Source organism: Exiguobacterium sp. s142, from assembly GCF_018618455.1.
GTDB lineage: Bacteria > Bacillota > Bacilli > Exiguobacteriales > Exiguobacteriaceae > Exiguobacterium > Exiguobacterium aurantiacum_A.
In genome coordinates this window covers 146,893-172,631 of the sequence record NZ_JACSMB010000006.1, presented here as the reverse complement: position 1 = coordinate 172,631, position 25,739 = coordinate 146,893, and the positions used below count along the sequence as shown (strand labels likewise).

At 53.5% G+C, this 25,739-nt stretch carries 30 protein-coding genes; 22 read left to right on the top strand and 8 right to left on the bottom strand.

Annotation, left to right across the window (positions count from 1 at the left end; genetic code table 11):
- Positions 1-755: transposase (locus KNP77_RS08070; protein WP_251138985.1), on the top strand; the 755-nt coding region annotated here is incomplete at its 5' end.
- Here KNP77_RS08070 and KNP77_RS08065 read toward each other — a convergent pair.
- Positions 756-1,604, bottom strand: a complete 849-nt coding sequence (locus KNP77_RS08065; protein WP_251138984.1) for a DMT family transporter — start codon at positions 1,602-1,604, stop codon at positions 756-758.
- A gap of 127 nt (positions 1,605-1,731) precedes the next feature.
- Between KNP77_RS08065 and KNP77_RS08060 the strand changes: the two genes are divergently transcribed.
- Positions 1,732-3,858: a DNA topoisomerase III gene (locus KNP77_RS08060; protein ID WP_214889966.1), complete on the top strand. Its 2,127-nt coding sequence runs from the start codon at positions 1,732-1,734 to the stop codon at positions 3,856-3,858.
- A gap of 27 nt (positions 3,859-3,885) precedes the next feature.
- On the opposite strand, the gene ytzI is transcribed toward KNP77_RS08060, so the two are convergent.
- Complete coding sequence (ytzI, locus tag KNP77_RS08055) at positions 3,886-4,053, bottom strand: YtzI protein (RefSeq protein WP_131458459.1); 168 nt, start codon at positions 4,051-4,053, stop codon at positions 3,886-3,888.
- Between the two features lie 161 nt (positions 4,054-4,214).
- On the opposite strand from ytzI, the gene KNP77_RS08050 reads away from it, so the two are divergent.
- A complete protein-coding gene (locus KNP77_RS08050; protein WP_214889963.1) occupies positions 4,215-5,327 on the top strand; it encodes a PP2C family protein-serine/threonine phosphatase in 1,113 nt (370 codons plus the stop codon).
- Between the two features lie 47 nt (positions 5,328-5,374).
- Here KNP77_RS08050 and KNP77_RS08045 read toward each other — a convergent pair whose 3' ends face one another.
- Complete coding sequence (locus KNP77_RS08045; RefSeq protein ID WP_214889960.1) at positions 5,375-6,310, bottom strand: magnesium transporter CorA family protein; 936 nt, start codon at positions 6,308-6,310, stop codon at positions 5,375-5,377.
- 146 nt (positions 6,311-6,456) lie between these two features.
- Between KNP77_RS08045 and KNP77_RS08040 the strand changes: the two genes are divergently transcribed.
- Entirely contained in the window at positions 6,457-6,828 is a 372-nt protein-coding gene (locus KNP77_RS08040) for an Hpt domain-containing protein (protein WP_236633372.1), read from the top strand.
- Between the two features lie 40 nt (positions 6,829-6,868).
- On the opposite strand, the gene KNP77_RS08035 is transcribed toward KNP77_RS08040, so the two are convergent.
- On the bottom strand, positions 6,869-7,744 hold the full coding sequence (locus KNP77_RS08035) for a chemotaxis protein CheV (RefSeq protein ID WP_084812901.1): 876 nt from the start codon (positions 7,742-7,744) through the stop codon (positions 6,869-6,871).
- Positions 7,745-7,972: 228 nt separating this feature from the next.
- On the opposite strand from KNP77_RS08035, the gene KNP77_RS08030 reads away from it, so the two are divergent.
- From KNP77_RS08030 to KNP77_RS07990, 9 genes are all read left to right on the top strand, one after another.
- Complete coding sequence (locus tag KNP77_RS08030) at positions 7,973-9,409, top strand: NADP-dependent glyceraldehyde-3-phosphate dehydrogenase (protein ID WP_214889986.1); 1,437 nt, start codon at positions 7,973-7,975, stop codon at positions 9,407-9,409.
- A 101-nt stretch (positions 9,410-9,510) separates the two neighbouring features.
- Entirely contained in the window at positions 9,511-10,488 is a 978-nt protein-coding gene (locus KNP77_RS08025; protein ID WP_236633680.1) for an MBL fold metallo-hydrolase, read from the top strand.
- Complete coding sequence (locus KNP77_RS08020) at positions 10,485-11,231, top strand: SDR family NAD(P)-dependent oxidoreductase (protein WP_251138982.1); 747 nt, start codon at positions 10,485-10,487, stop codon at positions 11,229-11,231. Before KNP77_RS08025 ends, KNP77_RS08020 begins: the two co-directional genes overlap by 4 nt.
- Before the next feature lie 19 nt (positions 11,232-11,250).
- Positions 11,251-12,423, top strand: a complete 1,173-nt coding sequence (locus KNP77_RS08015; RefSeq protein WP_070327100.1) for an ABC transporter substrate-binding protein — start codon at positions 11,251-11,253, stop codon at positions 12,421-12,423.
- The gene (locus KNP77_RS08010; RefSeq protein ID WP_214889957.1) at positions 12,410-13,186 is read left to right on the top strand and encodes an ABC transporter permease subunit; all 777 of its coding nucleotides are present in this window, start codon (positions 12,410-12,412) and stop codon (positions 13,184-13,186) included. Before KNP77_RS08015 ends, KNP77_RS08010 begins: the two co-directional genes overlap by 14 nt.
- Entirely contained in the window at positions 13,183-13,884 is a 702-nt protein-coding gene (locus tag KNP77_RS08005; protein ID WP_071397672.1) for an ABC transporter permease family protein, read from the top strand. Before KNP77_RS08010 ends, KNP77_RS08005 begins: the two co-directional genes overlap by 4 nt.
- Positions 13,881-14,765 carry an ABC transporter ATP-binding protein gene (locus KNP77_RS08000; RefSeq protein ID WP_214889954.1) on the top strand — a complete coding sequence of 295 codons (885 nt, stop codon included), beginning with the start codon at positions 13,881-13,883 and terminating at the stop codon, positions 14,763-14,765. The genes KNP77_RS08005 and KNP77_RS08000 overlap by 4 nt, the downstream gene beginning before the upstream one ends.
- The gene (locus tag KNP77_RS07995; protein WP_071397670.1) at positions 14,765-15,346 is read left to right on the top strand and encodes a CDP-alcohol phosphatidyltransferase family protein; all 582 of its coding nucleotides are present in this window, start codon (positions 14,765-14,767) and stop codon (positions 15,344-15,346) included. Before KNP77_RS08000 ends, KNP77_RS07995 begins: the two co-directional genes overlap by 1 nt.
- Positions 15,343-16,278: an NAD(P)/FAD-dependent oxidoreductase gene (locus KNP77_RS07990; protein ID WP_214889951.1), complete on the top strand. Its 936-nt coding sequence runs from the start codon at positions 15,343-15,345 to the stop codon at positions 16,276-16,278. The genes KNP77_RS07995 and KNP77_RS07990 overlap by 4 nt, the downstream gene beginning before the upstream one ends.
- A 26-nt stretch (positions 16,279-16,304) precedes the next feature.
- On the opposite strand, the gene KNP77_RS07985 is transcribed toward KNP77_RS07990, so the two are convergent.
- Positions 16,305-16,619 carry a thioredoxin family protein gene (locus tag KNP77_RS07985; protein ID WP_071397668.1) on the bottom strand — a complete coding sequence of 105 codons (315 nt, stop codon included), beginning with the start codon at positions 16,617-16,619 and terminating at the stop codon, positions 16,305-16,307.
- Positions 16,620-16,745: 126 nt separating this feature from the next.
- Between KNP77_RS07985 and KNP77_RS07980 the strand changes: the two genes are divergently transcribed.
- Complete coding sequence (locus tag KNP77_RS07980) at positions 16,746-17,285, top strand: PadR family transcriptional regulator (protein WP_071397683.1); 540 nt, start codon at positions 16,746-16,748, stop codon at positions 17,283-17,285.
- Between the two features lie 3 nt (positions 17,286-17,288).
- On the opposite strand, the gene KNP77_RS07975 is transcribed toward KNP77_RS07980, so the two are convergent.
- Positions 17,289-18,119, bottom strand: a complete 831-nt coding sequence (locus KNP77_RS07975; protein WP_251138981.1) for an aldo/keto reductase — start codon at positions 18,117-18,119, stop codon at positions 17,289-17,291.
- A gap of 77 nt (positions 18,120-18,196) precedes the next feature.
- Here KNP77_RS07975 and KNP77_RS07970 point away from each other — a divergent pair, with 77 nt between their 5' ends.
- Together KNP77_RS07970 and fur are read left to right on the top strand one after the other, a co-directional pair.
- Positions 18,197-18,727 (top strand): NUDIX domain-containing protein, encoded by a 531-nt coding sequence (locus KNP77_RS07970; protein ID WP_214889945.1) that lies wholly within the window; start codon positions 18,197-18,199, stop codon positions 18,725-18,727.
- 112 nt (positions 18,728-18,839) lie between these two features.
- Entirely contained in the window at positions 18,840-19,319 is a 480-nt protein-coding gene (gene fur, locus KNP77_RS07965) for a ferric iron uptake transcriptional regulator (RefSeq protein WP_016509373.1), read from the top strand.
- Positions 19,320-19,372: 53 nt separating this feature from the next.
- On the opposite strand, the gene KNP77_RS07960 is transcribed toward fur, so the two are convergent.
- Positions 19,373-19,753: a VOC family protein gene (locus KNP77_RS07960; protein ID WP_214889942.1), complete on the bottom strand. Its 381-nt coding sequence runs from the start codon at positions 19,751-19,753 to the stop codon at positions 19,373-19,375.
- Positions 19,754-19,960: 207 nt separating this feature from the next.
- Between KNP77_RS07960 and xerD the strand changes: the two genes are divergently transcribed.
- The 6 genes from xerD (at position 19,961) to KNP77_RS07930 (ending at position 25,179) form a co-directional block, all read left to right on the top strand.
- Positions 19,961-20,845, top strand: a complete 885-nt coding sequence (gene xerD / locus KNP77_RS07955; protein ID WP_016509359.1) for a site-specific tyrosine recombinase XerD — start codon at positions 19,961-19,963, stop codon at positions 20,843-20,845.
- 21 nt (positions 20,846-20,866) lie between these two features.
- Complete coding sequence (gene deoB / locus KNP77_RS07950) at positions 20,867-22,033, top strand: phosphopentomutase (RefSeq protein WP_131439776.1); 1,167 nt, start codon at positions 20,867-20,869, stop codon at positions 22,031-22,033.
- A gap of 13 nt (positions 22,034-22,046) precedes the next feature.
- Positions 22,047-22,856, top strand: a complete 810-nt coding sequence (locus KNP77_RS07945) for a purine-nucleoside phosphorylase (protein ID WP_214889939.1) — start codon at positions 22,047-22,049, stop codon at positions 22,854-22,856.
- A 28-nt stretch (positions 22,857-22,884) separates the two neighbouring features.
- Complete coding sequence (locus KNP77_RS07940) at positions 22,885-24,186, top strand: pyrimidine-nucleoside phosphorylase (protein ID WP_071397663.1); 1,302 nt, start codon at positions 22,885-22,887, stop codon at positions 24,184-24,186.
- Positions 24,187-24,292: 106 nt separating this feature from the next.
- On the top strand, positions 24,293-24,733 hold the full coding sequence (locus KNP77_RS07935; protein WP_035386247.1) for a peptidylprolyl isomerase: 441 nt from the start codon (positions 24,293-24,295) through the stop codon (positions 24,731-24,733).
- A gap of 89 nt (positions 24,734-24,822) precedes the next feature.
- The gene (locus KNP77_RS07930) at positions 24,823-25,179 is read left to right on the top strand and encodes a GCN5 family acetyltransferase (protein WP_070327113.1); all 357 of its coding nucleotides are present in this window, start codon (positions 24,823-24,825) and stop codon (positions 25,177-25,179) included.
- Between the two features lie 10 nt (positions 25,180-25,189).
- Here the strand turns inward: KNP77_RS07930 and KNP77_RS07925 are convergent, their stop codons facing one another.
- Entirely contained in the window at positions 25,190-25,660 is a 471-nt protein-coding gene (locus KNP77_RS07925) for a DUF309 domain-containing protein (RefSeq protein ID WP_070327114.1), read from the bottom strand.
- Positions 25,661-25,739: the final 79 nt, after the last annotated feature.

The following is a 25,739-nucleotide window of genomic DNA, read 5'->3' as shown; positions in this document are numbered from 1 at the left end:
AGTACACGCTTGCCTATGACGTCTATCCGAACCCGACCGACATGAAGACGTTGATCCCGTTCCTCGATGAGATTGAAACGTTCCTCGACTTACCCGCCTACATCGTCGCCGATGCGGGATACGGGAGCCAGCAGAACTATACAGACATCCTCGAGCGCCGGGGGCGCCAGCCGTTGATCCCTCATACGATGTACCGGAAGGAACAGAAGAAGAAATGGCGCGAGGACCCGTTCAACCTCGCGAACTGGGCGTATGATGACGGGACCGACACGTTCACGTGCCCGGACGGGAGAAGGCTCCCGTTCAGCCATGAGTCCCATCGGACCGACCGGAACGGCTTCACCCGTGATTTTCGTGTGTACGAGTGCGAGAGCTGTGACGGTTGTCCGTTCCGGGAACTGTGCACGAAGGCCGAGGAAGGGAGACACCGACAGGTCAGCGTGAACGGTGCCTGGGAAGAACAAAAGAATAGGACGAGAACGCTGCTTTCGGATGAAAAAACCGGTGCCCTCTACGCCAGACGCAAGACGGACGTGGAACCAGTTTTTGGATATCTGAAGGCCAATTTAGGTTTCACCCGCTTCTCCGTCAGGGGAAAACAGCGCGTGAAGCGCGAGCTCGGCTTCGCCCTCATGGCGGTGAACCTACGGAAGTTCATCGCCGTGGGCATCGGGGGAAGTGCAAAGAAGGGGTCCGGCCACCGAAAATCGGTGACCGGACCCCTCTTTTTATTGAAAAGCTTTAAAACAGGCTAGTTATGTCCCAGCCTCTTCTTTTAGGAATAAGTAAATCCCACCGAGCAAGACGGCCGCGCCGATCCATTGCATCACGCCGAGCCGTTCCTCGAAGAAGACGAAGCCGAATAGCATGCCCCAGAGCGCCTCGCCGAGGATGGTGATGCTGACGACGGTCGCACTGACGCGGGCGAGGGCGTAGTTGAACAAGTTATGGCCGAGGAGCGTCGGGAAGAAGGCGAGAGCGATGAAATACCACCAATTCACCGCTTCGAAGCCGACGAACGTCGTGTCCCGAACGAGCAACATGAAACCGAGAACGAACGTGGCGACGAGATAGACGCTGAACGAGTAGTCGTTCGTCTTCATCTCGGTCCGAATGTGTTGACCGACGAGCCAGTAGCCGGCGATCAGCAAGGCGGCGAGAAGCGCGAGCAAATCCCCGTAGAGCGCGTCGCGACCGATTTGGATATCACCGGCTGCGACGAGCATGCCGCCGAGGACGGCGACGAGCGCAAACGCCAAACCTTTTCGGGTCGGATGTTTTTTAAAGAACAGGGCGTTCCCGATGAGGACGAAAATCGGGCTCGATGTCACGAACAACGTCGAACTCGCGACGGTCGTGTAGTCGAGCGATAAAAACCAGAGCCAGAAATGGAAGGCGAGGAGCGTCCCGCTGAGCAAGATCGCGTAGCGGGTGTTCGAGCGTAATGAGAAGAGCGAGCGGTAATCGAGAAACGGCAACAACATGAGGCTCGAGAACAGCATACGGTAGAATGCGGCCGTCTCCGCCGGAGCGGACGTCCATTTGACGAACAAGACGCTCGTCGACAGGAAAAAGACGGCGGCAAATAAAATTAAATAAGGCAACAGGCATCCCCCTTTGGTTTTGTACATATTCCTCTAATGATATAATGAAACATACGAGAAAAAACATTCTTTTTCGAAAGTGTCGTTCTAACAAGGTCGTTCGAACGACAACGAAAGTAGGGATCACATGAGATTAATCATTGCGGAGAAACCGTCGCAGGCACAAAAGCTGGCAGCGCCATATCCATCAAAAAAGAAAAAAGACGAGATTGAAATCGCAGCGTGTCAACGTTTCCCAGAAGGTGCCATCGTCGTTTGGGCGGTCGGACACTTATGTGAACTCCAAGAGCCGTCTCACTACCGTCCGGAGTGGAAATCTTGGAAATATGAGTCACTTCCGATCGTCCCAGACCGGTTCGACTACCGCATCTCGCAGGGCAAGTCGAAGCCGTTCCAGACAATCAAAAAATGGCTCCACGACCGCTCCATCACGGACGTCATCATCGCTTCCGACGCCGAGCGGGAAGGGGAGGCGATCGTTCGCCTCATCTTGAGGCTCGCGGGCAACAAAAAACCGCTCGAGCGCTTATGGATCTCGAGTTTGACCGAGCAGGCGGTCGATCGCGGTTTCGCCCAGCTGTTACCGGGAGACCAGACGATTCCGTATTACCATGAGGCGATGAGTCGTGCCTGTGCCGACTGGCTCGTCGGTATGAACGCATCGCGCGCGTATACGACGCTCTTGAAGACGATTGGCATCGAGGACGTGTTCTCACTCGGCCGCGTCCAGACACCGACGCTCGCCTTGATCGTCAATCGAGAACGCGAGATCAAACAGTTCGTCCCGGAAGCGTACTTCGAGGTCGAAGCGACGCTCCAAAAAGGACGGGGCACGTTCAAAGCGAAATACACACTCGGAAAGACGACGAAACTGAAGACGCGTGAACAAGCTGACGCTGTCGTCGACCGATCGACCGGAACGGCGGTCGTGCGGTCGATTGATAAGGAAGACAAGACGGAACACCCACCGTTCTGGTTCAGCTTATCGGGTCTCCAGGCCGAGGCCGGCAAACGGTTCGGCTTCGGGGCGAAGAAGACGCTCGATATCGCCCAGAAGCTGTACACGAAAGGGTGGATCAGTTATCCACGGACCGATTCCAGTTTCGTGACGCCGGACGAGGCAACGCTGTTCCCCCAAACGAAAGCACGGCTGTTGAAGTCTGCGGCATATGCTGGACTCGCTGACGTGTTGACCGAGAACCCGTCCCGGAACAGCCGCTACGTCAACGCGAAAAAAGTGAGCGATCACTATGCGATCATTCCGACCGAAGCGTGCGGCGATGTGGGTCGACTTAGCGGGGATGAGGCGAAGCTGTATGACTTGATCAACCGCCGCTTTCTCGCAGCGTTCGCCCCCCCGGCCAAACTCGAGAAGACGACCGTCGACTTGATGGACGGGGAAGACTTATACCGGGCAAAAGGGACGGTCGTTGTCAGCCCCGGGTACCGTCAAGTCGTCGAGATGAAATCAAAAGACGTCGAGCTACCGGCGCTAACGCTCGGTGAGCCGTTGACTGAAAAGAAAGTCGAAGTGTTATCGAAACAGACAGAGCCTCCAAAACGGTATACGGAAGGCGCGCTCATCATGGCGATGAAAGTCGCCGGGAAACAGCTCGACGACGAGGAACTGATCCATATCATGAAAGAAGTCGAGGGGCTCGGCACGGAAGCGACTCGGGCGAACATAATCGACGGCTTGAAGAAGCGGGGTTATGTTGAACTTCAAAAGAAAGAGCTCGTTCCGACCGATAAAGGCCGTCTGTTAATCGATGTGCTCGGCGACAGCATTCTCGCCTCGCCGGCCATGACCGCGAAATGGGAGAAGCGGCTCCATGAGATCGGACAGGCGTCTGCGTCTGCGGCCGAATTCATCGACCAGGCGAAAAAGATGTCGATTCATCTCGTCGAAGAAGCCAAAGCGAGAGTCGCGGCGGCGAATCCGGAAGGCTATACGATTGAACCGAGACGATTCGGGAAGAAATCTGCCTCGCGGCCAAAAGCGTCGTTTGGCGTCTGTCCGAGCTGTGGAAAAGGACTCGTCGAGCATCCGAAGTTCATCGGTTGCAGCGGCTACCGCGAAGGGTGCAAATTTACCGTGTCAAAACAAGTGCTCGGCGTCGGACTCGCGAAAGATGAACTGAAACAGATGATCAACGGCGGGCAGTCAAATGTTCATGCGTTCAAAAAAGGCGACAAGACGTTTGATGCCACGCTCTACCTTGAAAAAGGGGCGCTCCGTTTCGAATTCAAATAAAAATAGAGCCATCCGTCGTGGATGGCTCTATTTGTCCTGCTGATCTTGTTCGGTGATGCGGCGATTGATCTCATCGTAGTCGAGAACGATGTCATCTTTGTTGTCTTTGTAGGCGTATCCTTTTTGGATGACGACGACAGAGGCGATCAAGACGAGCAAAATGATCAATCCGCTCACGGCAAATATCCATCCCATAGCGCATTCCTCGCTTTCTTTCTCTTAGTATGACAAAAATCTGAGACGTTCTCCATGTTTGAGTCTCTCACAACTGTTACAGGTTTGAAATGGTTGGTCTCTTGATTAGATATGATACAATAACATGTAGAAGAACACTGACAGAGAAGGTAGGGATGACTATGGCGATTTTGATTGTCGACGACGAACCGGTCAATACGATGGTTCTCGAACAATTATTGCATCAACACGATTATGAGACGGTCTCGGTCTCAAGTGGTGAAGATGCTCTCGCGCTCCTCATGGACCCGCAAGCCCCGTCGCTGTATGACCTCGTCCTGCTCGATGTCGAGATGCCGGGCATCTCAGGGATTGAAACGTGCAAACGGATTCGACAAATGACAGGATATGAAGAACTGCCGGTAATCATGGTGTCGGGCCGGACCGAAGAGAAGCAAATTGCCGAAGGGCTAGATGCTGAAGCGTCCGACTATACGACGAAACCGATCAAAATCACCGAACTCCTCGCTCGGATTCGCTCGGCGCTCCGTTACAAAGCGGCCGTTGATGAACGGAAAAAATATGAGGCGCGTCTCCAATACGACCTGGATTTGGCCCAAAAGATTCAGCAGAGCGCACTGACCCCACCAATCAGTAGCGCGGAAATCGATATGCGGGCGCTGTACCTGCCATCTAAAAAATTGGCGGGTGACATGTACGCCTGGTTCCAAGTCGCGCCTGATCGTTACGGCGTCATCATCTTCGACGTGATGGGTCACGGCGTGTCTTCAGCCTTGATCACGATGGGAATCCGCTCGATCTTGCCGGGCCTTGTCGCCAACGTCCAGTACCCGGTCGACGTTATGACCGAACTGAACCGACAGATGACGTTCCTGTTTTCAGGCGACGATATGCAAAGTTATTTCACGGCCGTCTATTGTTACATCGATACGACGAATCAACGCATCGAGTACGTCAATGCCGGCCATCCGCCTGTGATTGTGACGTCTCAGGAAGGGATGACTCGTCTCGAGACGACCGGGGTGCCGGTCGGCATGTTCGAGGAACCGAATTATGAATCGAAAGAAATCAAGATCACGCCAGGTATGGTCCTGCATATGTACACGGACGGACTGATGGAATGTTACAGCAAAGACATCGATGACGGCATCCGTTGGCTTGAAAAAGACATCGCCACGTACGGCTTAGATTATGCCCGTCACGTTGCCGAACGGCTCGTCCCGAAAATTGAGATTGACGACGACTTGTGCCTCGTCACGGTAAAGCTTATTTAAACGACAAAAGGATGAGACCGTCGCTCGTGACGATTTCATCCTTTTGTCTAGAAATAACGTTTCCGCCATAAAATATAAAAGGCGAGACTCGAAAAACCGAACATCATGGCAAGTGCGAACACGAAACCGATTGATTGACCTTCGAACGGGACTTGGACGTTCATCCCAAAGATCCCGGAAATCATCGTCGGAATGCTGAGCACGATCGTGATCGACGCCAAGAACTTCATGACGAAGTTGACGTTGTTCGAGATGATCGACCCGAACGCATCCATCTTAATGCTGATGATGTCGTTATAAATCGAGGCCATCTCCATCGCCTGACGATGCTCGACGAATACGTCTTCTAACAAGTCTTCGTCCTCTTCATGCTTCTCAAGACTCGGCGTCTTGACGATGCGGTCGAGGACGCTGTCATTCGCTTTGAGCGATGTCATGAAGTAGACGAGCGACTTCTGTAAGTTCATCAACTGGAAAATTTCCTGATTTCGCATCGAACGTTGAAGTTCTTGCTCTAGCTCTTCCATTCGCCGGTCGATCTGGCGGAGGAACCGCAAGTACGTCATGCTGACTCGGTGCAAAATCTGGAAGACGAACCGGCTGCGATAGTTTGTCCGGAACAAGCGGGCTTTGCCGTTAGCGAACAAGTTGAGTACATCGAGGTCTCGCGAACAGACGGTGATGAAATGTCGTCCCGTGACGATGATACCGAGTGGGATCGTATTATAGGCACGTCCCGTATCGTCTTCTTCGACGTATGGAACGTCAATGATCATGAGCAGGCCTTCGTCATCTTTCTCAAAACGCGGCTTTTCTTCAATATCAAGTGGGTCGTACACGAAGTCTTCAGGAATGCCGGAGGCGGCAATGACTTGATCGGCCTCGTCTTTCGTCGGATTGACGAGTTGGATCCAGCTTCCTTTGTCAAAGTCTTCGATCTCGTGCACACGACCAGATGCGTCGGTACGGTAAATCGTTAGCATAATCTTCCTCCTACCTTAGCTCAACTTTATTATAGGTAGGCGAGTAGGAGAGTGCAATCGCAAAGAAGGAGATTTTTTGTTTTCTCTCGAAAACATACTACAGTGAGTTAGAATGTCAGAAGGAATGAGTAGAAGGAGGGATGGAGATGACTCAAACACCCCAAAACGCTCTGTTTAACGAAGAGAAATTAGCAGAGCTCCATCAAATCGCAAGTGGAAATAAAGATTTTCTGAAAAAGATTGCAGAGACGTACGTCGCCCAGTTCGAGGCGAAGTTTCCTGAATTAAAGCGCGTGGTCGAGACGAAAGATCATGAACAAATCGAACAACTCGCCCACTTGTTAAAGGGCGCCTCTTATTCGGTCGGACTCGACGAGACGGCGTCGCATTTCCAACAACTTGAACTCGCCGGTGAGACGAACGAGGTCGAGAACCTTGAACCGGTGCTTGAAGACATCGAGCGTCAAATGAAACGGTTCGCTGTCGAGTGGGACGCCTATTTCAATCGATTGGTGTAATGAAAGAGGGGCCGCAATTTTGCGGCCCCTCCGTTTGTCATTAGGCTAAAAACTCATCGAGTGTCGCGATCAACATGCCGATCTCAGGCTTCGTGATTTGTGCGTTCGCGCCGACGGCGTCGCCTTTATGTTTCAAGTCGTTTGAGATGAGTGACGAGAAAATTACGATCGGTAATGTCGCGTAGCGGTCCATTTCGCGTAGCCGTCTCGTCAAATGTAACCCGTCCATTTGTGGCATCTCGATGTCGGTGATGAGCAGATCGCACTCGACACCATCTTGCTCGAACGCATCAAGCGCTTCTTTCCCGTTGTTGAAGATTGTCGTGTTGAAGTAGCCTGCCTCATCGAGCGTGTCGATGATCAAGGTGCGAAGCATCTCCGAATCTTCTGCGATCCACACTTGTTTGTTCGAGCGTTCCCTTGCACCGAGTCGTTTGACGGATTCACGAGCCATGATGTCTTTTCGTGACAACTCGAGAGCGATGCGCTCATAGTCGAGAAGAATGATCATTTGGTCTCCTGTTTTGACGACGCCGTTCGTGATGCCTTGGACACCGCGGGCGAGATCTGACGGTGTATCGATCTGTTCCCATGAGATGCGCTTGATCTCTGTCACTTGGTCGACTCGGAGCACCGATTTCTCACCGTTAAACTCACAGACGATCAAGCGATCCCCGTCTCCGGCTTCACGTGGATGGCCGATGACCATCGGGAGATCGATGACCGTCATGACTTCACCGCGTAGTTCGATCAACCCCATGATCGCCTCAGGCGTTCCAGGTAACGGGGTGAGTGGAAGCATCGTGATGATCTCGCGAACCTTCATGACGTTAATCCCGAAAATAAACGGGCCTGACTGGAAAATGACGATTTCTAACTCGTTCGTACCTGCTTCAAGTAAAATATTATGATCCATGCTCAATGGTGGTCCCTCCTATATCGCGTTCTCTCTTCCTCTCTATCGGTCAAATCGATCAAAGTCTTCAGTTGAAAAGTGTCAAAGTCAGGTCAAAAATCACGAAAAATCATGGAGTAACCGTTTACATTACATAAACTGAATCTTTATAGTTGTTCAACGGAATTGATTTTGCATACAATGAGGGTGGCAACGAGATATCACAGCTTACTCAGGAGGCAGATAGAGATTATGAGTATGAACACGTATCCATATTTAATTAACGGGCAATGGCAAGAATCAACAACAAATGAGACGGTCGAACTCGTTTCACCTTATACAGAAGAAATCGTCGGACACGTCCAAGCGATGTCGCGCGACGAAGTCGACGAGGCGATTCACGGTGCTAAACGTGCACAACAAGAGTGGGCGGCGCTTCCGGTCAACAAGCGCGCCGAGCTGTTGTACGCATGGGCGGACAAACTCGAAGAACGCGTCGATGAGATCGGTCAAATCATCATGCGCGAAGTCGGGAAGAACTTGAGCGACGCGAAGAAAGAAGTCGTCCGCACAGCTGAGATTATTCGTTATACGGCTGAGGAAGGACTTCGTTTCACAGGTGGATTCATGCAAGGCGATTCGTTCCCGGGCGGATCAAAAAACAAAATGGCGATCATCAAAAAAGAGGCACTCGGTGTCGTTCTCGCGATCTCACCATTCAACTATCCGGTCAACTTAGCCGCTGCTAAAATCGCCCCGGCCCTTATTACGGGGAACGCGGTCGTCTTCAAACCGGCGACGCAAGGTGCGATCAGTGGCGTCAAAATGGTCGAGGCACTGCAAGACGCCGGTCTTCCGAGCGGATTGTTGAACCTCGTGACGGGTCGCGGTTCGGTCATCGGCGACTACTTGACGTCGCACCCAGGTGTCGACATGATCACATTCACAGGCGGTACAGGAACCGGTCAACATTTGTCACAACAGGCATCGATGGTCCCGGTCGTCTTAGAGCTCGGTGGCAAAGACCCGGCGCTCGTCTTAGAAGACGCGGACATGACGCTTGCGGCGGATCAAATCGTCAGCGGTGCGTTCTCTTACTCAGGTCAGCGTTGCACGGCGATCAAACGCGTCTTCGTGCTCGAAGATCAAGCGGACGAACTCGTCGCCATGTTGAAACAGCGTGTCGAGAAGCTCACGGTTGGTTCGCCAGTCGACAACAGCTTCATCGTCCCGCTCATCGACAAAAAGTCGGCTGACTACGTTCAAGGCTTGATCGACGACGCCGTCAACAAGCGTGCTACGGTCGTCCACGGTAACGAACGCGACGGCAACCTGCTTCACCCGACGCTGCTCGATCACGTCACGCGTGAGATGCGTGTCGCTTGGGAAGAGCCGTTCGGACCTGTTCTTCCGATCATCCGTGTCAGCTCGCTCGACGAGATGATCGAACTGACGAACGAGTCAGAGTTCGGTCTTCAAGCGAGCGTGTTCACGCAAAACGTGAACAGTGCGTTCACGGTCGCCGACAAGCTCGAAGTCGGTACGGTCCAAGTCAACGGTCGAACGGAACGCGGTCCTGACCACTTCCCGTTCATCGGTGTGAAACAATCAGGTCTCGGTGTCCAAGGCATCGGACGCAGTCTTGAAACGATGACACGCGATAAAGTGACCGTCATTAACTTATAAACGATTGGAGGGGAGAAATCCCCTCCTTTTTTTGTGCCATTGAAATCCCTTCTTTCTGACAGGTATAATGAATGAAGATAGGTGGAAGGGGTTGTGTGGACGTGGCGAACTGGATTTCAAGCCAACTGGCAAGACTCGATATTCCGACACCGTTTGAGGTCGGTAACGTGAACGTATACATCGTAGAGCATGGGGGCCGGTTTTTCATGGTCGACTGTGGCCCGGATACGGAAGAGGCATGGGCATCCTTGAACGGCGAATTGGCTGAACTCGAACTGACGCTAGCGGATATCGATTTTCTATTTTTAACGCACCATCATGCCGACCATGCCGGTCAAGCTTGGCGGCTGCGGGACGCCTCGATTCCAGTCTATGGTCACGAGAAGCTCGTTCGTTATTTGGAACAGACACCGAACTTTATTAAAAAAGGCAATCACTTCTTATATGAACTGGCTCATTGGTTCGGGGCACCGGAGTCGATCATCACCAAGTTGCCGGACTACCGGGAGGCGCTACGTTGGATCGGTCCGACGACCGTCACGATGACGTTCGAAGAAGGGCAAGACGTGACGAGCGACGGGGCATGGAAGACGATTCATCTGCCGGGACACGCGAGCGATCAACTCGGACTGCTCGGACCGGGCGGCGTCTTGATCGCCGGTGATCATTTGATCGATGCGGTCGAACCGAACCCGTTGATCGAACAACCGTATGAGGACGAAGGGTTTGCGTCACCGGTCTTACTGTATCTCGACTCGCTTAGAAAGTTACAGGAGCTTGATATTAAGCTCGTCGTGAGCGGACACGGTAATCCGATTGAGCATCCGCGGGTGCTCATCGAATCAAGGATTAGTCAACGCTATGAACGGAGCGAACAGCTGCTGAACGACTGGGCCGACGGCTTGAGTGTGTTCGATTGGTCGATGCGGCTGTACGGGCGGAAGATGCGCCGGGCGATGCCGCTTGTCTTCAGCGAAGTGTTCGCGCGGTTGACATTGCTCGAGGAGCGCGGGCATGTCGTCAAGCAGTTAACCGATGGCAAATGGATTTATGTGAGAGTGGAGGAAGCAATGGAATGAGACATATTGTGATCACGGGTGCGTCGAGCGGCTTTGGTGCCGCTTTGGCGCATTCTTTTTCGGCAGCGGGCTATAAGCTGACGTTAATTGCCAGAAACGAGACGCGCCTTCGAGAGCTCGGGACGAAACTATCTGCAGACTGGATGGTCGCGGATGTTTTGACAAGTTATGAGACGCTCGTCGACGATGTCGTACAGAAATATGGACCAATCGACGGTTGGGTCAACAACGCCGGCGTCGGTGAGTTTGACCGGGTCGTTGATCAAACGACGGACGTCATCGAAGAGACGATGCGCTTGAACGCGATCGCGCCGATGGTGATGTCGCGTGACTGTGGGCGCCGGATGAAGCGAGGCGGGACGATCATAAACGTCTGCTCGCAAGCTGCCAAAGTGCCGACCCCGAAGTCGGCCGTGTACGCCGGATCGAAAGCGGCGTTGCTCCAGTTTTCAAACGCGCTCCGGCTCGAGCTGAAGCCGGCAGGTGTCCATGTACTGACGGTCAATCCTGGTCCGATCAACACGCCGTTCTTTGATCGTGCTGATAAGACGGGGCGCTATGAACAGAGTGTGCGTCGTATCATGCTCGACCCAGATCAGTTGGCACAGCGGGTCGTCTCAGCGTTTGAACAGTCGAAACGTGAAGTCAACGCCCCGTGGTGGATGGACTTAGGCGGAAAACTGTACGCAATGTGCCCGATTTGGTTCGAACGGTTGGCAAAACGGGGATTTGACAAAAAGTAGTAGAGAGAGGGGAAGTACGATGCGACGAATACGACAATTTGGGCTGCTGTTTGCGCTTGTTTTCCTCAGCGCCTGCGGGACGACGGGAGCAGACTTGGCCCCGACGTTTGACGAGGCGGTTCAAGAGGCTGAGCAAACGACGGTCAACTTTTACTTGTGGGGCGGGGACGACGGCATCAACCGTTACATCGATGACTACGTCGCACCGCGCTTGAAAGAAACATACGATATCGAGTTGAATCGCGTCCCGATGGACACGGCCGAATTCATTCGCCAACTGTCACTTGATAAACGTTCGAACCGAGAGGCGGGCACGATCGACCTCATGTGGATCAATGGTGATAATTTTAGAAACGCGGCCGAGGCGGAGCTTCTACAAGGCGACCTGCTCGATAAAATCCCGAACGCAGCACTTTTGAACGAGACCGCGCAAGCGACCGACGCCGGGACGCCGACCGACGGACTCGAGGTGGCGTGGGGCAACGTTCAGTTCGTGCTGCACTATGATGCCGACAAAGTGACGAATCCTCCGGCGACGTTCGAAGAACTACATCGTTGGACCGAAGCAAATCCGGGCCGTTTCACGTATCCTGAAGTGACAGACTTCACCGGTAACGCGTTCGTCCGCCATCTGCTCTATGCCGAGTACGGGGAAACGATCCGAAGCGATCAAACGATCCCGGATGCATTTTGGGATGAACTCGCGACGTGGTCACCGAATCTGTGGAAACAAGGAGCGACGTATCCGAAGTCACTCGCCCAACTCGACCAACTTTATGCGAAAGGTGACGTGTGGATGACGATGGGATTCAATGAGCGTCGTGCTGAGGCCGAGCGAAACGACGGCGTGTTTCCAGACGGGACGCGTGCACTCGTCCTCGACCATTCAATCGCCTCGACGCATTTTCTCGCGGTCCCGTTCAACGCAAGCAATCCGAACGGTGCCATCGTCGTGATCAATGAATTGTTGTCACCGGAAGCCCAACTCGCCAAACAAGATGCGACGTATTGGGGGGACGGGACGTCGCTCGATTTGACGAAGCTTGAACGAGCGGACCGGGAAGCCTTCCTCAAACTGGACACGGGCGTCACGTATCCAGACCCTGAACAACTTGCCGAACGTTCGATTGCCGACTTCGGGCCGAGCGTGATCGATCAAGTTCGTGAAGGATGGTCCCGTGTCGCGAGGTAGCGTCGGCTTGAGCGTCATCGTCTTATTGCTACCGCTCGCCGGTCTGGCGTTTCTAGCCGGTGAGACCGCTTCATTCGAATGGACGTCACTTTGGCGCGATGCGGCGTGGCGGGCGAGTTTAGCCGTCACGCTTTACGTGACGCTCGTCTCGACGACGATTTCGCTACTCATCGGGACGTGGTTGGCACGAACGGTCCGGATTCGAGAGGCGGTTTGGCTTTCAGCGCTGCTCAAATTGCCGATGTTCGTGCCGCATGTCGCAGGTGCGTATTTATTTTTGTTGTTGTTCTCGGGCGGTTTTCCGTTTTACGGGCTTGTGGAAGCGAACGAGCGCCATCACTTTGTCATCATATTGACGTATGTGTGGAAAGAAGTGCCGTTCGTCTTTTTGATGATGCTCGGCACATACGGGCAACTGAATCGCGGCTATCTCGATATGGCGAAGACGCTCCAACTCACGCGGTTCGAACAGTTCAAAGTCGCGGAGTGGCCGTTTTTACTGAAGCCGCTCTTGGACTCGTTTTGGATTTTAGTGGCGTTCATCTCGTTCGCTTACGAGGTACCGGCCCTGCTCGGGGTCACATTCCCGGAGCTGCTCGGGGTGCTCGCATACGAACGGCTGACGACAGGGTTGTTTTTAAACGCGAATGAATCCTACGCGGTCGCACTCGTTTGGACACTATTGATCTCAGTCGGGGCTTTTGTATCGTATCTCGTTACGGTCAAACGAAGACGCCGGATTGAAAAAGGGGTGAGGCGATGAGTCGGGTCCTGATCATCAGTTTCATCTTGTTCCCGTTTCTCGGCTTACTCTTCGGTTTGCCTTCTCCGATCCGATTGGATGAAGTGCTCATGAACACGGTGTTCTACGTCATCAGTTTGGCCGTCATCAATGTCTGGCTCGGTCTTGGGACAGCGTGGTGGCTGATTTTTACAGAGTCGAGGTGGCGGACACTCGTCGAATGGCTCGTCTTTATCCCGTTGTTCATTCCGGTCATGGCGAGTATGTTCGGTATGTACATCGTGCTCGCGAACGTCGGGCTCGTCGGGACTTATGCCGGTGTCTTGCTCGTCTTGCTCGTCTCGACGCTCCCGTACTCGATCCGGCTCGCCTACAATGCGATGTATGTGATCGGACGCCCGCTCCTTGAGCAGACGATGACACTGCCGCCGCTGCCTCGATTTAGCATGGTGCTGTTTCCTTTGTTGGCGGCGACGATGCGGACGATCGTCTTGTTCTCGACGGTCATCGTTCTCGGTCAGTTCGTGCTCGTGCAATTGATCGGTGCAGGGCTCATCCCGACCGTCACGACACAACTGTATCAATCGTATGCAGGAAATGACGTTTCATTGGCACTACAAAACACGTGGGTCCTCATCTTGTTACCGGTCTTGTTGTATATCGGTCTCGGAGGATTGTTTCGCGTATCGGTACGAATTATGAAGGAGCGGTTAAGATGAGTTTAGTCGTTACGGGAATACAAAAAAACTTTAAACAACGCGACGTGTTGAACGGGGTCGACCTGATCGTTGACAAGAAAGAGATCCATGCGCTTGTCGGGGTGAGCGGGTCCGGGAAGTCGACGTTGCTACGGATTATCGCCGGACTTGAGACGGCAGACACGGGGACGGTGACGTGGGACGGAGAGCCGCTCCTCGGGACGCCTCCTCACAAGCGGCGCATCACGATGCTGTCACAATCACCGCTTCTGTTCCCGCATTTGTCGGTCGGGGAGAACGTGACGCTCGCGACTCAAAACCGGTCCCGGGAGCAGGCAGAGGCGTGGCTTGCCCGTGTCCGCCTTCCGGGCCGATATGACGATGACATCCACGAACTTTCCGGAGGCGAGCAACAGCGTGTCAGTTTTGCCCGTGCCCTTGCGGCCGAGCCGCGGCTCATTTTATTAGATGAGCCGTTCACGAATCTCGATCCGGATTTGAAGTACGAGTTGCAGCGGCTGATCCGGGACCTCGTCCAACAACTCGAGTTGACGGCGTTGCTCGTGACCCACGACCGGGAAGAAGCGATGCTCGTCGCCGATCGGGTGACGTTGCTCGAGGACGGAGAAGTCCTGGCGACGGGGACGCCAGGCGAACTATACGAAACTGAGCCGGCGTTTGGAGACTTTATCGAGCTTTCGGGTTCGTCTTATCCGGCGACGATGATGGAAGTGACGGAAGAAGCAGGCGAACCGGTCCTACTCGTCCGACAGTTGAATCGCTTCGGCAATCGCCTAGGCGAGTATCGCCTCGCGACCGGTACGTACATCATTCTCCCCCGGGATGAAGCGTTTCAGGTCGGGGAGACCTACTATTTGCGGAAGAAAAAAGGAGTGGTTTGATGCTAGACACGTACGGAAGCCGCTGGGTTCGTCCCATCGTTGAACGAGGGGCCGATCGGCTTCTAAAATGGAATTTCACACCGAACGAAGTGACAATCCTTGGAGGCGTCATCGGAATCTCGGTCGGGTTCTTTATTTATAATGACATGCTTTGGACAGCGGTCGCCCTGCTTTGGTTGTCGGGTCTTCTCGATGTCATTGACGGGACGATGGCGCGCCGCTCTCGGAAGACGGGGTTTGGCACAGTGCTCGACCTCGTCTTCGATCGCATCGTCGAGATCTCGGTCGTCGTTGCGCTGGCGCTTCGTTACCCTGAGCACATGCCGGTCTTTCTCTTCTTGCTCGGATCCTTCGTCGTTGCGATGACGCTGTTTCTCGCCGTCGGAGCCAGCAGTTCAAAACGTTCTGAGAAATCATTTTATTATCAACCGGGTCTCCTTGAACGGACGGAGTGCTTCATCTTGTTCACGCTCATGATTTTGTTCCCGTCGTGGATCGGGGTCGTCGCGACGCTGTTCCTCATCCTTGAAGTGTTCACGATCAGCCAGCGCCTGTTGGAAGCACGGCGGATTTTACGATGAAGCCGCGGCTCGTCCTAGTCGGGCTCGGTCACGGGCAACTCGAAATTTTAGCGCGGATCGAACAGTTGCGTGAACGGTACGAGGTCAGTTATGTCGGACTTGAGGAAACGATTTATACCGGGGCGTTCCCCCAAGTGATCGCAAATGAGATGGCTTCGGCAGTCGTCAACTTGCGACCGGATGTCACACCGGTCGCGAGCAGACTCATCTCGCTCGACCCGGTCAAGCGAATCATCGAGACCGATCAAGGTATGATCGCTTATGATCACCTCGTGCTCGCGACAGGTGCGAAGAGCCGAGGGATCGGAACGGGCTTGAAACCGATGACGGACGTAGCGATCGAACAGATTCAAGCGAGCCGTGCGGTCACGATCGTCGGAGGGGGCAAAGCTGGCGTCGAGCTCGCTTTCGCTTGCGTGAGGTCGAAGCAACACGTCACGCTCTATGCGAAGCAGATTTTGCCCGACTTGCCGAACCGGGTCGGCCGTCACATTGCCCGTCGTCTCGTTGCAAGCGGGGTGACGCTGATCGCGCAACAGTATGAGGGTGGGGACGCGCCAGACGGTCTTGTCCTTGACGCGACTGGAGTCGTGCCGGTCGAGTGGTGGCACCGCTCAGGCCTTGCCGAGGAGGGGTCGTTTATTCCGACCGACGCTTATTTGCGTCACGCGACGTATCAAGATATTTACATCACCGGGGATATGGCAATGTGCTTGAACGGAGGCGTCGACGCGGTCCGCTCGGGCCGTCACGTCGCGTCAGCGCTCCTCGGTGACCAAAAGCCATACAAACAGCGGACGTCGCTCAATATTTTATTGACGACCCCGGGACACGCCTTACTCACGTTTGGACGCTTGACGTGGCACGGCCGGTGTTCGTATTGGATCAAGCGTCAAATCGACAGGCGCTACATGCAGAAATTCACGCACTAAAAAAGACGACCGCGGTCGTCTTTTGATTAGGCGTTCAACGTGTCGAGGAACGACCGAATTTGCATTTCCGTCTTCGCATGCGCCGAATGAAGGTGTTCTTGTTTGACGCCTTCTTTATAGAAGAGCAGTGACGGGATGCCACGGACTTCCTGCGTGTCAGACAGTTCAGGCAGTTCGTCGCGATCGACGACGTACCAGTTGAATTGCGGGTAGTCTTTGACGAGTTCGTCGACGTACATGTCGAGGCGGCGGCAGTCCGGGCACCAAGACGTCGTGAAGATGACCATTCCTTTATCTTGAATGGCAGTTTGGAATTGTTGTTCAGATTGTATTGGTTTCATGATTGATCACTCCTTTCTCTCATTGTCTGTGTCTTCAGTGCGCCCGTCAACCGATTGACATTCTCGGACTTACAAGAGATTGTGCTACACTTAAAAAAACTGAACTGCAAGGGAATGGTGATGGTTATGGCGTTACGTCATGCACTACTCGGGTTGTTGACCCATCAGCCTGCGACCGGCTACGCCTTGAACGCGACGTTCAAAGCGCAAATGATCCACTTTTGGCACGCCCATCATACACAGATTTATCGGGAACTGTTAAAGATGGAAGACGAGCACCTCGTTTCGTCAGAGCATGTGACCCAACATGATCTTCCCGATAAGAAGATCTATTCGATCACAGCGACGGGACGTCAAGAGTTGATTGACTGGCTCAGACAACCGACGTCGTTTCAGCCGAAGATGAAAGATGAGAACCTGCTGCGCGTCAGCCTGCTGCAACTGCTTCCGCTCGACGAGGCAATCCGTTACGTCGAGGAGACGAAAACGCATCATGAACAAGTCGCACATCAAATTCGTGCGTTCCAAGCAGCCCATCAATCGGAAGCGGACACGCTCGGGTACTTATTGACGAGTGAATATGCGATCCGCATGATGGAAAACTATGCCGATTGGGCCGATTGGGCGATCGAACAAATGAAACAGCGCGATAAACATACGACCTGACGTTCAGGTCGTATGTTTTGTATACGGATGAATCGGTAGACGAGCCAGTAGTTTATCGAGTGCACGCTCATTGATGTCGTCATGATACGCGTCAATCGTCTGCTGCAACTGCTCAACAGAAGAAGCGCCAGGCAAGACGACGGCACACGTCCGTTTCGCGGCAGCGAGCGCATACGCTTGAATCGGGTGTGGTAACGTCGACAGGAGGTTGCGTAACTCGGGTTCGCTCCACGACTCGAAGCCCTTAGCGCTCAAGCGCTCGGACCATTCATCGGTCAACAGCCCTTTAGCGAGCGGTCCTCGACCGACGAGCGGAACGTCTTGCCCGAGCGATTCGATGCGGCGGTCGAGCAGTGAGTACGGTGTCATCAAGACATCGAGCTCCCCGTGCTCAAGCCAGTAGCGGATCACGTTCGGACGAATCGAGGAGAGCCCGATTTGACGGATGACCCCGGCCTGCTTTTGTCGGCGCATGAAATCGATCGTCGCGTCAAGGTCGTCTTCCATCGTTCCACCATGTACGTAATATAAGTCTAAGTAATCCGTCTGTAGTCGTTCGAGAGAACCGTGAAGCGCCTGTTCTAAATAAGAAGGGGTTGGGTTCCAGCGCATTCCGTCCTCGGTCCATTCATTTCCGCCTTTGCTCGTCAAAAACAAATCGTCCCGCCGACCGGCAAACGTCTCACCGACGAGCCGTTCGACGTCGTGACGGTCATAGACGTCAGCCGTGTCAAAATGACGGATCCCTGACGCGTAAGCCGCCTCGAGAATCCGTCGGCCCTCATCGTCACCTTGTTTTAAAATCGACATCGTTCCTAGTCCAAGTTCTACCATCGATAATTCCTCCTTGTTCCGTCGATTGATTTGACTCATAATTACAGTATATAAGAAAACGTGAGGAGTACATAACCATGGAAGAGAAAACGATTGAACGGGAAGTCATCTATCAAGGGAAGATTTTCGATGTCGAGAAGCATGTCGTCGAGCTCCCGAACGGAGGAACGTCGGTCCGAGAGCTTGTGTATCATAATGGGGCCGTCGCGATATTGTTGATCGATGAGGACGACAAGATCGTTCTCGTCGAGCAATACCGGAAAGCGTTCGAATCGATGTCACTCGAGATTCCGGCCGGGAAACTTGAAATCGGAGAAGAGCCGCTCGCGAGTGCGAAGCGTGAACTCGAGGAAGAGACCGGTTATAAAGCTGAGTCGCTTGAAAAGATGTTCTCGTTTTACGGGGCACCTGGATTTTGTAGTGAGCGCGTTGACGTGTTCGTCGCCAAAGGTTTGACGGCGGGAGCGATGAACCTAGACGAGGACGAATTTTTACAAGTCGAACGTTATACGTTCGAAGAAGCAGGCGAACTTTTAGCGAGCGGCCGGATCACCGATGCCAAGACGATTATGGCGATTCAATGGTGGCAATTATCTAAATTGAAATAATTCTAATCTGTAGTAGGTTGTGATAGACTTACATAGTAATGATTTTAATTTGAAAAATCGACGGAACTTCGGTATGCTTTGAATAGTGAATTATGTAAAGAGGGGGCGCCTTATGGAAACGCGAATTGAACGGATCAAACAGCAATTGAGCGCCAAAGGATATAAATTGACACCACAACGAGAATCAACGGTCCGTATCTTGCTTGAGAATGAGACAGACCATCTAAGTGCAGAGAACGTGTTCATGCTCGTCAAGAGTATCGCACCCGAAATCGGTCTCGCGACCGTGTACCGGACACTCGAACTGTTGACCGAGCTCGGCGTCGTCGACAAAGTCAACTTCGGTGACGGTGTCGCCCGGTTCGATCTCAGACCAGAAGGGGCGAACCATTCGCACCATCACCTCGTCTGTGTCGAGTGCGGATCAGTCGAAGAGATCATGGAAGACCTGCTCGTCGACGTCGAGAAGAAAGTCGAGAGCAAGTATGAATTTTTAATCAAAGACCATCGTTTGACGTTCCATGGCATCTGTAAAGTGTGCCAAGCGAAAGGCGTCACGCTCGAAGGGCATAAAGCCGTCATTAACGGTTGACGAAACAAGGGAGGACAAGCCGAGCGGCTTGTCCTCCCTTGTTCATCGTGCCGTCAAATCGTCAGTTCAATTTTGTTTCGTTCTGGATCGTGGACGACGCTCTCATAATAGCCGTCCCCGGTCAGACGCGGTCCATCGACGAGTTCATAGCCATCAGCCTGCAAGCGCGCCGTCAATTCGTCGACGGCCTCGGCGCTGCCTAGCGCGAAGGCGACATGCGCCCAGCCGAGTGCCGGCATCGCTTCGCCTTGGATGTCCGACCGCGACATCAGCTCGAGTCGGCACGCTGATTCCGGAAACGTTAAAAAATACGATGTGAACTGTTTGTGCCGGTTCGTATATTTGTCGTTGGCGCTGGCACCAAAGTATGTCTCGTAAAAGCGGCGCATCCGTTCGAGGTCGTGGACCCATACGGCAACGTGTTCGATGTTCATCGTCATCACTCCTTTTCAACTACGTTCATCTTACCAGTGATACAGCGGGATTGTCAGTCGATTTCCTGGAGAAAACGGACGTGAAATCGATGACAAAAAACTGTCAAAAAAACTTACAAAAAAATGAGGTCAGACGTCTTCACAACGGTTTACATAAGTGATATGATGTAAGCGTATTCAGGTGTAGCGAGGAAGGAGGGGGATGTCATGCGTTCGCAAGTCGAGTCGTTTTTACAATATATGACGGTTGAGAAAAGAATGTCCACCAACACGAGACAAGCCTATGCGAGCGATTTGACCCAGTACTTATCGACACTAACCCAACTTGGGGTGACCGAGTGGAATGAAGTCACGCGCTCACATATCGTCAAGCATTTAGAGGAACTGTCGCAAGCGGGTCGGGCCGCCTCGTCACTGCGGCGAGCCGTCAGTTCGATTCGCACGTTTCATCACCATCTGAAGATGAGCGGCGGCGCCTCGACTGATCCGGCACTTTACTTAGAGACGCCGAAAGCGGAGCGACATCTGCCGGACACGTGGTCGCAAGACGAAGTCGAGCGGTTGCTCGATAGCGTCCCGACGAACGATCCGCTCGCGCTTCGGGATCGTGCCATGCTCGAACTGCTCTACGGGACAGGCATGCGCGTCAGCGAACTTCTCGGTCTTGATTTGGATGATTTACAGTTTGAACTGGGGTATTTACAGTGTGAAGGCAAAGGCGAGAGCGCCCGGATCATTCCGGTGTCGTCGGTCGCCCAAAATTTTGTCGAACGTTACATCCAGCAAGCGCGAAACGGCCTCGGTGGTCGGGAGACCGAGGCGTTGTTCTTGAACGGACGTGGCGGTCGGCTTAGCCGCCAAGGGTTTTGGAAGATCATCAAGCGACGGGCGAAAGACGCCGGTATCCCGAAAGAGATCACACCGCACGTGCTGCGTCACTCGTTCGCGACGCACTTGCTCGAGAATGGTGCCGATCTGCGCGCCATCCAGCAAATGCTCGGCCATGCCGATCTCTCCACCACTCAAATTTACACACATGTCAACAAGGCGCGGCTCCACGATGTGTACCGTAAGCATCACCCGCGGGCCTAGACACTTAAAGGAGGAACTTTTGTGAAGAAATTTAAACGTATATTCTTAGTCGTCATGGACTCAGTCGGGATCGGGGAAGCCCCAGATGCCGACCAGTTCGGAGACGTCGGTTCAGACACGTTAGGTCACATCGCTCGTGAGCATGGCGGCCTGAACATGCCGAACATGGGCAAGCTCGGATTAGCGAACATTAAACCGATCGAAGGCATCGAACCGTCAAGCGCGCCGAGCGCGTTCGGTCGGATGGAAGAAATTTCGGCCGGGAAAGATACGATGACTGGTCATTGGGAAATCATGGGTCTCCACATCGATACGCCGTTCCGTGTGTTCGAGGAATTCCCGGACGATTTGATCAACCGGCTTAAAGAGTTCAGTGGACGCGACATCATCGGCAACAAGCCGGCATCAGGAACGGAAATTTTAGACGAGCTCGGTGAAGAGCATGTCGCGACAGGTGCGTTGATTGTCTATACGTCGGCCGACTCGGTGCTTCAAATCGCGGCCCACGAAGAAGTAGTCCCGCTCGAAGAACTGTACCGCATCTGCGAATACGCGCGCGACATCACGCGCGAAGATCCGTACATGCTCGGACGGATCATCGCCCGGCCGTTCCTCGGAACGCCTGGTGCTTGGGTCCGGACGTCAAACCGTCACGACTATGCGCTCAAACCGTTCGGCAAGACGGTCATGAACACGCTCGAAACAGCTGGCAAAGACGTGATTGCCCTCGGGAAGATCAGTGATATCTATGACGGAGAAGGCGTGACGAAAGCGGTCCGTACGAAGTCGAACATGGACGGGATGGACAAACTCGTCGCTTCGCTTGATGAGGAGTTCGAAGGGCTCTGCTTCTTGAACCTCGTCGACTTTGACGCATTGTTCGGCCATCGCCGGGATCCGGAAGGATATGCGGTCGCGCTCGAAGAGTATGACGCCCGTCTTCCTGAAGTGTTTGCTCGCTTGCGTGAAGACGACTTGCTGATCATCACGGCCGACCACGGTAACGATCCGACGGCACCAGGGACGGACCATACGCGGGAATATGTCCCGCTCATCGTCCATCACCACGGTTCGACTGCGGTCGACCTCGGCGTTCGCGCTACGTTCGCAGATATCGGCGCCACGGTGGCGGATAACTTTGACGTCGACGCACCAGCAATCGGAAACAGTTTCTTAAACGAAATTTGAGGAGGCACTACACATGGTAAATTGGAACGAAACAAAAGCATTTTTACAGGAACGCATGAACGGAACGCCAGAAATCGGACTCATTCTCGGATCGGGTCTTGGCGTGCTCGCCGACGAGATTGAGAATCCGGTCGCGATTCCTTACGAAGATATTCCGCACTTCCCGGTCTCGACAGTCGAAGGTCATGTCGGACAGCTCGTCTTTGGTGACCTTGAAGGGAAACGTGTCGTTGCGATGCAAGGACGGTTCCATTTCTATGAAGGATATTCGATGGAACAAGTCACGTTCCCAGTCCGTGTCCTCAAATTGATCGGTGTCGAGACGCTCATCGTCACGAACGCCGCTGGTGCTTGCAACGAGGCGTTCAACCCGGGCGACTTGATGGTCATCACGGACCATATCAATTTCTTCGGTACGAGCCCGCTCATCGGCAAGAACGCGAGCGACTTCGGGACACGCTTCCCGGATATGTCAGAGGCGTACGACAAACAACTCGTCGCGTTGACAGAGCGGGTCGCGTCAGACCTCGGTCTCAAGATTCAAAAAGGCGTCTACTTCGGGAACACCGGTCCGACATACGAGACACCGGCCGAAGTCAAGATGGCCCGTCTGCTCGGCGGCGACGTCGTCGGCATGTCGACCGTACCAGAAGTCATCGTGGCTCGTCACTCAGACATGCGTGTCCTCGGAATTTCGTGCGTCTCGAACATGGCCGCAGGTATCCTTGACCAACCGCTCAACCACGAAGAAGTCATCGAGACGACAGAGCGCGTCCGTCAAGACTTCCTTTCACTCGTACGTGGCACGATTAAAAGCATGTGACTAAAACAATTCTAGGAGGACGAAACTTATGCGTATGGTCGATTTGATTTTGAAAAAACGTAACGGTGGAGAATTAAACGAACAGGAGATCCGCTACGTCGTGGAAGGCTTCACGAATGAGACGATTCCAGACTATCAAATGTCTGCTTTGTCGATGGCGATTTATTTCAATGGCATGACCGAGAAAGAGACGGCGGCGTTGACGATGGAAATGGTCAAGTCAGGTGACGTCATCGACCTTTCTAAAATTGAAGGGAAAAAAGTCGATAAGCACTCAACGGGTGGCGTCGGTGACAAGATCAGTTTGATCGTCGCCCCACTCGTCGCATCGATCGGTATCCCGGTCGCTAAAATGAGCGGGCGCGGGCTCGGTCATACAGGTGGGACGATCGACAAGCTCGAATCATTCCCAGGGTTCAACGTCGAGTTGACAGAAGCTCAGTTCACGAAGCAAGTGAACGACATCAAGATGTCGATCATCGGGCAGACGGGCAACTTGACGCCGGCCGACAAACGTCTTTACGCGCTCCGCGACGTGACGGCGACGGTCGAGTCGATCCCGCTCATCGCGAGCTCTATCATGTCGAAGAAGATCGCGGCCGGTGCCGACAGCATCGTCCTTGACGTCAAGACAGGGTCTGGTGCGTTCATGAAGTCGTTCGACGACGCGAAAGCACTTGCTGAAGAGATGGTCGCCATCGGGAAAAACGTCGGTCGCAAGACGATCGCCGTCATCACCGATATGGATCAACCGCTCGGCTTTGAGATCGGGAACGCGAACGAAGTGAAAGAGGCGATTGAAGTATTGTCTGGGAAAGACGTCAAAGACTTGAAAACGATCGCACTCACGATCGCCGGTCATATGGCCGTCCTCGGTGAATTTTATAAGACGTTTGACGAAGCATACGCCGATCTTGAACGCCGGATGGCCGACGGTCACGCGCTTGAAGTATTCCGTCAGTTCGTCGCGGCACAAGGTGGGGACGCCTCACTCGTCGATGATGTGACTAAATTCCCGCAAGCGCAATTTGAGACGACGTTCGTCGCGAAGACAGCCGGTTACGTCGAATCGATCATCGCGGACGAGGTCGGTGTCGCAGCGATGCTCCTCGGAGCGGGACGGGCAACGAAGGACGACTTGATCGACTTCGCGGCCGGTATCACGCTCGAGAAGAAAGTCGGCGACAAAGTCGAGGCGGGTGACGTCATCGCGGTCCTTCGTTCAAACATCGAAGACATGTCTTCGGCACTTGAACGCATGGATCATGCTTACACGATCGGCGCCACTCAACCAGAGGCACGTCCGCTCGTCCACGCGGTCATCCAGTAAGTCAGAACGTCTGTTTCCACAAAACAGTGGAGGCAGACGTCTTTTTTTGATAAGATGGGTAATGTGAGTGATTATTGACTATATGAACATAAAGGGGTATTTCCATATGAAAAAAGGATCAATGAAATTAGAGAACGGTGAAATGATTGAATTTGATTTATTCCATGACGCAGCACCGATCACGGTCGACAACTTCGAAGAGCTCGCGAACCGCGGCTTCTACGACGGATTGACGTTCCACCGTGTCATCCCAGGCTTCGTCAGTCAAGGCGGATGCCCGGACGGAACAGGTATGGGCGGTTCAGGTAAAACGATCCCTTGCGAGACGTCGACTTCGTTCCCGTACAAACATGAAGCCGGCTCGCTTTCGATGGCACACGCTGGGCGCAACACGGGCTCATCACAGTTCTTCATCGTCCATGCGCCACAACCGCACCTTGATGGGGTTCATACTGTGTTCGGTAAAGTGACGTCAGGCCTTGAACACGCGGTCAAACTTCGCCAAGGCACGAAGATGGCTGAAGTCAAAGTTTGGGATGAGAATTGATTTCTGCCTAAACGTTATGGCACAATGAGCCATGTCTCTCACGTGATCACTTCGTGAAACATGTCTGACTAAAGGTGGTGAGACCAGCCATGCTGGTGAAGTATAAACAATCGCACGAGAAGACGGCGATGGGGCTGCTCGCATTTTCATGTAGCGACAAGTCTCCGCTCGCCCTTCTCGAACTCGTACGGTCTTACGAGGAAGATGCTTCGAAGTTCCTCTACTTGTGGAAAGTCGAAGAAGACTTCGTCGGGATCATCGGGATGGAACAGCTTGAGACGACGATGTGCATCCATCATATCGCCTTGTCGCCTTCGTTCCGTGGCGAAAAACGTTCATATGAACTGCTCGATGAGACGCGGAACTTGTTACCGCTCGATTTGACGCTTGTCGGTCACGGGAAGACGAGTGACTTGCTCGATAAATGGAATCAAGTCTCGATATAAAAAGCTAGGCTCAGCGCCTAGCTTTTTGTCGTTGTTCTAGCGCGAGCAGACGCTCTTCAACGACGGGCGTCCGGTCACGGTGGATATGTTTATGGACGAGCTCGTCGAAAGTCAGGGAGGTCGGTTCGAACGTGGGTTTCAACCGGTCGATTTGTCGGCGTGTCGGCTCGTCTAGCGGGAGTGTGTCCGAGAGCGGCCAACGTTCCAAGTCGCGTGTGAACGCCTCCATGTCGATGCCGAGCGGTTCAAGAGCGCTTTTGGCCAAAGGAAGCTTTTGCTTCAATGCAGCGACGCTCTTGACGGCCCCGGCCGTATTGCCCCGGCGGAAGTGGTAGTGGGCGACGGCGTACTGGATCAAGACGGCATAGCCGAGATGTTCACGGTTCCCATCCTGCCACGCCTCTTCGAGCACCTCGTGGCACTCGAAATAATCGGCATGACATTCAAACAGCAACGTATACTGATAAAAAGGGGTAAGCATCAATTTTCTCCTTTCGTGGTCACTGTACTACAAAACATGTTATACTAAAGCGCAAAAATGTTAAATGGCAGGTGTCTCT

Coding starts and splice junctions, on each gene's coding strand:
- KNP77_RS08060 (WP_214889966.1), top strand. CDS start 1,732: ATGAGATTAATCATTGCGGAGAAACCGTCGCAGGCACAAAAGCTGGCA.
- ytzI (WP_131458459.1), bottom strand. CDS start 4,053: ATGGGATGGATATTTGCCGTGAGCGGATTGATCATTTTGCTCGTCTTG.
- KNP77_RS08050 (WP_214889963.1), top strand. CDS start 4,215: ATGGCGATTTTGATTGTCGACGACGAACCGGTCAATACGATGGTTCTC.
- KNP77_RS08045 (WP_214889960.1), bottom strand. CDS start 6,310: ATGCTAACGATTTACCGTACCGACGCATCTGGTCGTGTGCACGAGATC.
- KNP77_RS08040 (WP_236633372.1), top strand. CDS start 6,457: ATGACTCAAACACCCCAAAACGCTCTGTTTAACGAAGAGAAATTAGCA.
- KNP77_RS08035 (WP_084812901.1), bottom strand. CDS start 7,744: ATGGATCATAATATTTTACTTGAAGCAGGTACGAACGAGTTAGAAATC.
- KNP77_RS08020 (WP_251138982.1), top strand. CDS start 10,485: ATGAGACATATTGTGATCACGGGTGCGTCGAGCGGCTTTGGTGCCGCT.
- KNP77_RS08015 (WP_070327100.1), top strand. CDS start 11,251: ATGCGACGAATACGACAATTTGGGCTGCTGTTTGCGCTTGTTTTCCTC.
- KNP77_RS08005 (WP_071397672.1), top strand. CDS start 13,183: ATGAGTCGGGTCCTGATCATCAGTTTCATCTTGTTCCCGTTTCTCGGC.
- KNP77_RS08000 (WP_214889954.1), top strand. CDS start 13,881: ATGAGTTTAGTCGTTACGGGAATACAAAAAAACTTTAAACAACGCGAC.
- KNP77_RS07995 (WP_071397670.1), top strand. CDS start 14,765: ATGCTAGACACGTACGGAAGCCGCTGGGTTCGTCCCATCGTTGAACGA.
- KNP77_RS07990 (WP_214889951.1), top strand. CDS start 15,343: ATGAAGCCGCGGCTCGTCCTAGTCGGGCTCGGTCACGGGCAACTCGAA.
- KNP77_RS07985 (WP_071397668.1), bottom strand. CDS start 16,619: ATGAAACCAATACAATCTGAACAACAATTCCAAACTGCCATTCAAGAT.
- KNP77_RS07980 (WP_071397683.1), top strand. CDS start 16,746: ATGGCGTTACGTCATGCACTACTCGGGTTGTTGACCCATCAGCCTGCG.
- KNP77_RS07975 (WP_251138981.1), bottom strand. CDS start 18,119: ATGGTAGAACTTGGACTAGGAACGATGTCGATTTTAAAACAAGGTGAC.
- KNP77_RS07970 (WP_214889945.1), top strand. CDS start 18,197: ATGGAAGAGAAAACGATTGAACGGGAAGTCATCTATCAAGGGAAGATT.
- fur (WP_016509373.1), top strand. CDS start 18,840: ATGGAAACGCGAATTGAACGGATCAAACAGCAATTGAGCGCCAAAGGA.
- KNP77_RS07960 (WP_214889942.1), bottom strand. CDS start 19,753: ATGAACATCGAACACGTTGCCGTATGGGTCCACGACCTCGAACGGATG.
- xerD (WP_016509359.1), top strand. CDS start 19,961: ATGCGTTCGCAAGTCGAGTCGTTTTTACAATATATGACGGTTGAGAAA.
- KNP77_RS07945 (WP_214889939.1), top strand. CDS start 22,047: ATGGTAAATTGGAACGAAACAAAAGCATTTTTACAGGAACGCATGAAC.
- KNP77_RS07940 (WP_071397663.1), top strand. CDS start 22,885: ATGCGTATGGTCGATTTGATTTTGAAAAAACGTAACGGTGGAGAATTA.
- KNP77_RS07935 (WP_035386247.1), top strand. CDS start 24,293: ATGAAAAAAGGATCAATGAAATTAGAGAACGGTGAAATGATTGAATTT.
- KNP77_RS07930 (WP_070327113.1), top strand. CDS start 24,823: ATGCTGGTGAAGTATAAACAATCGCACGAGAAGACGGCGATGGGGCTG.
- KNP77_RS07925 (WP_070327114.1), bottom strand. CDS start 25,660: ATGCTTACCCCTTTTTATCAGTATACGTTGCTGTTTGAATGTCATGCC.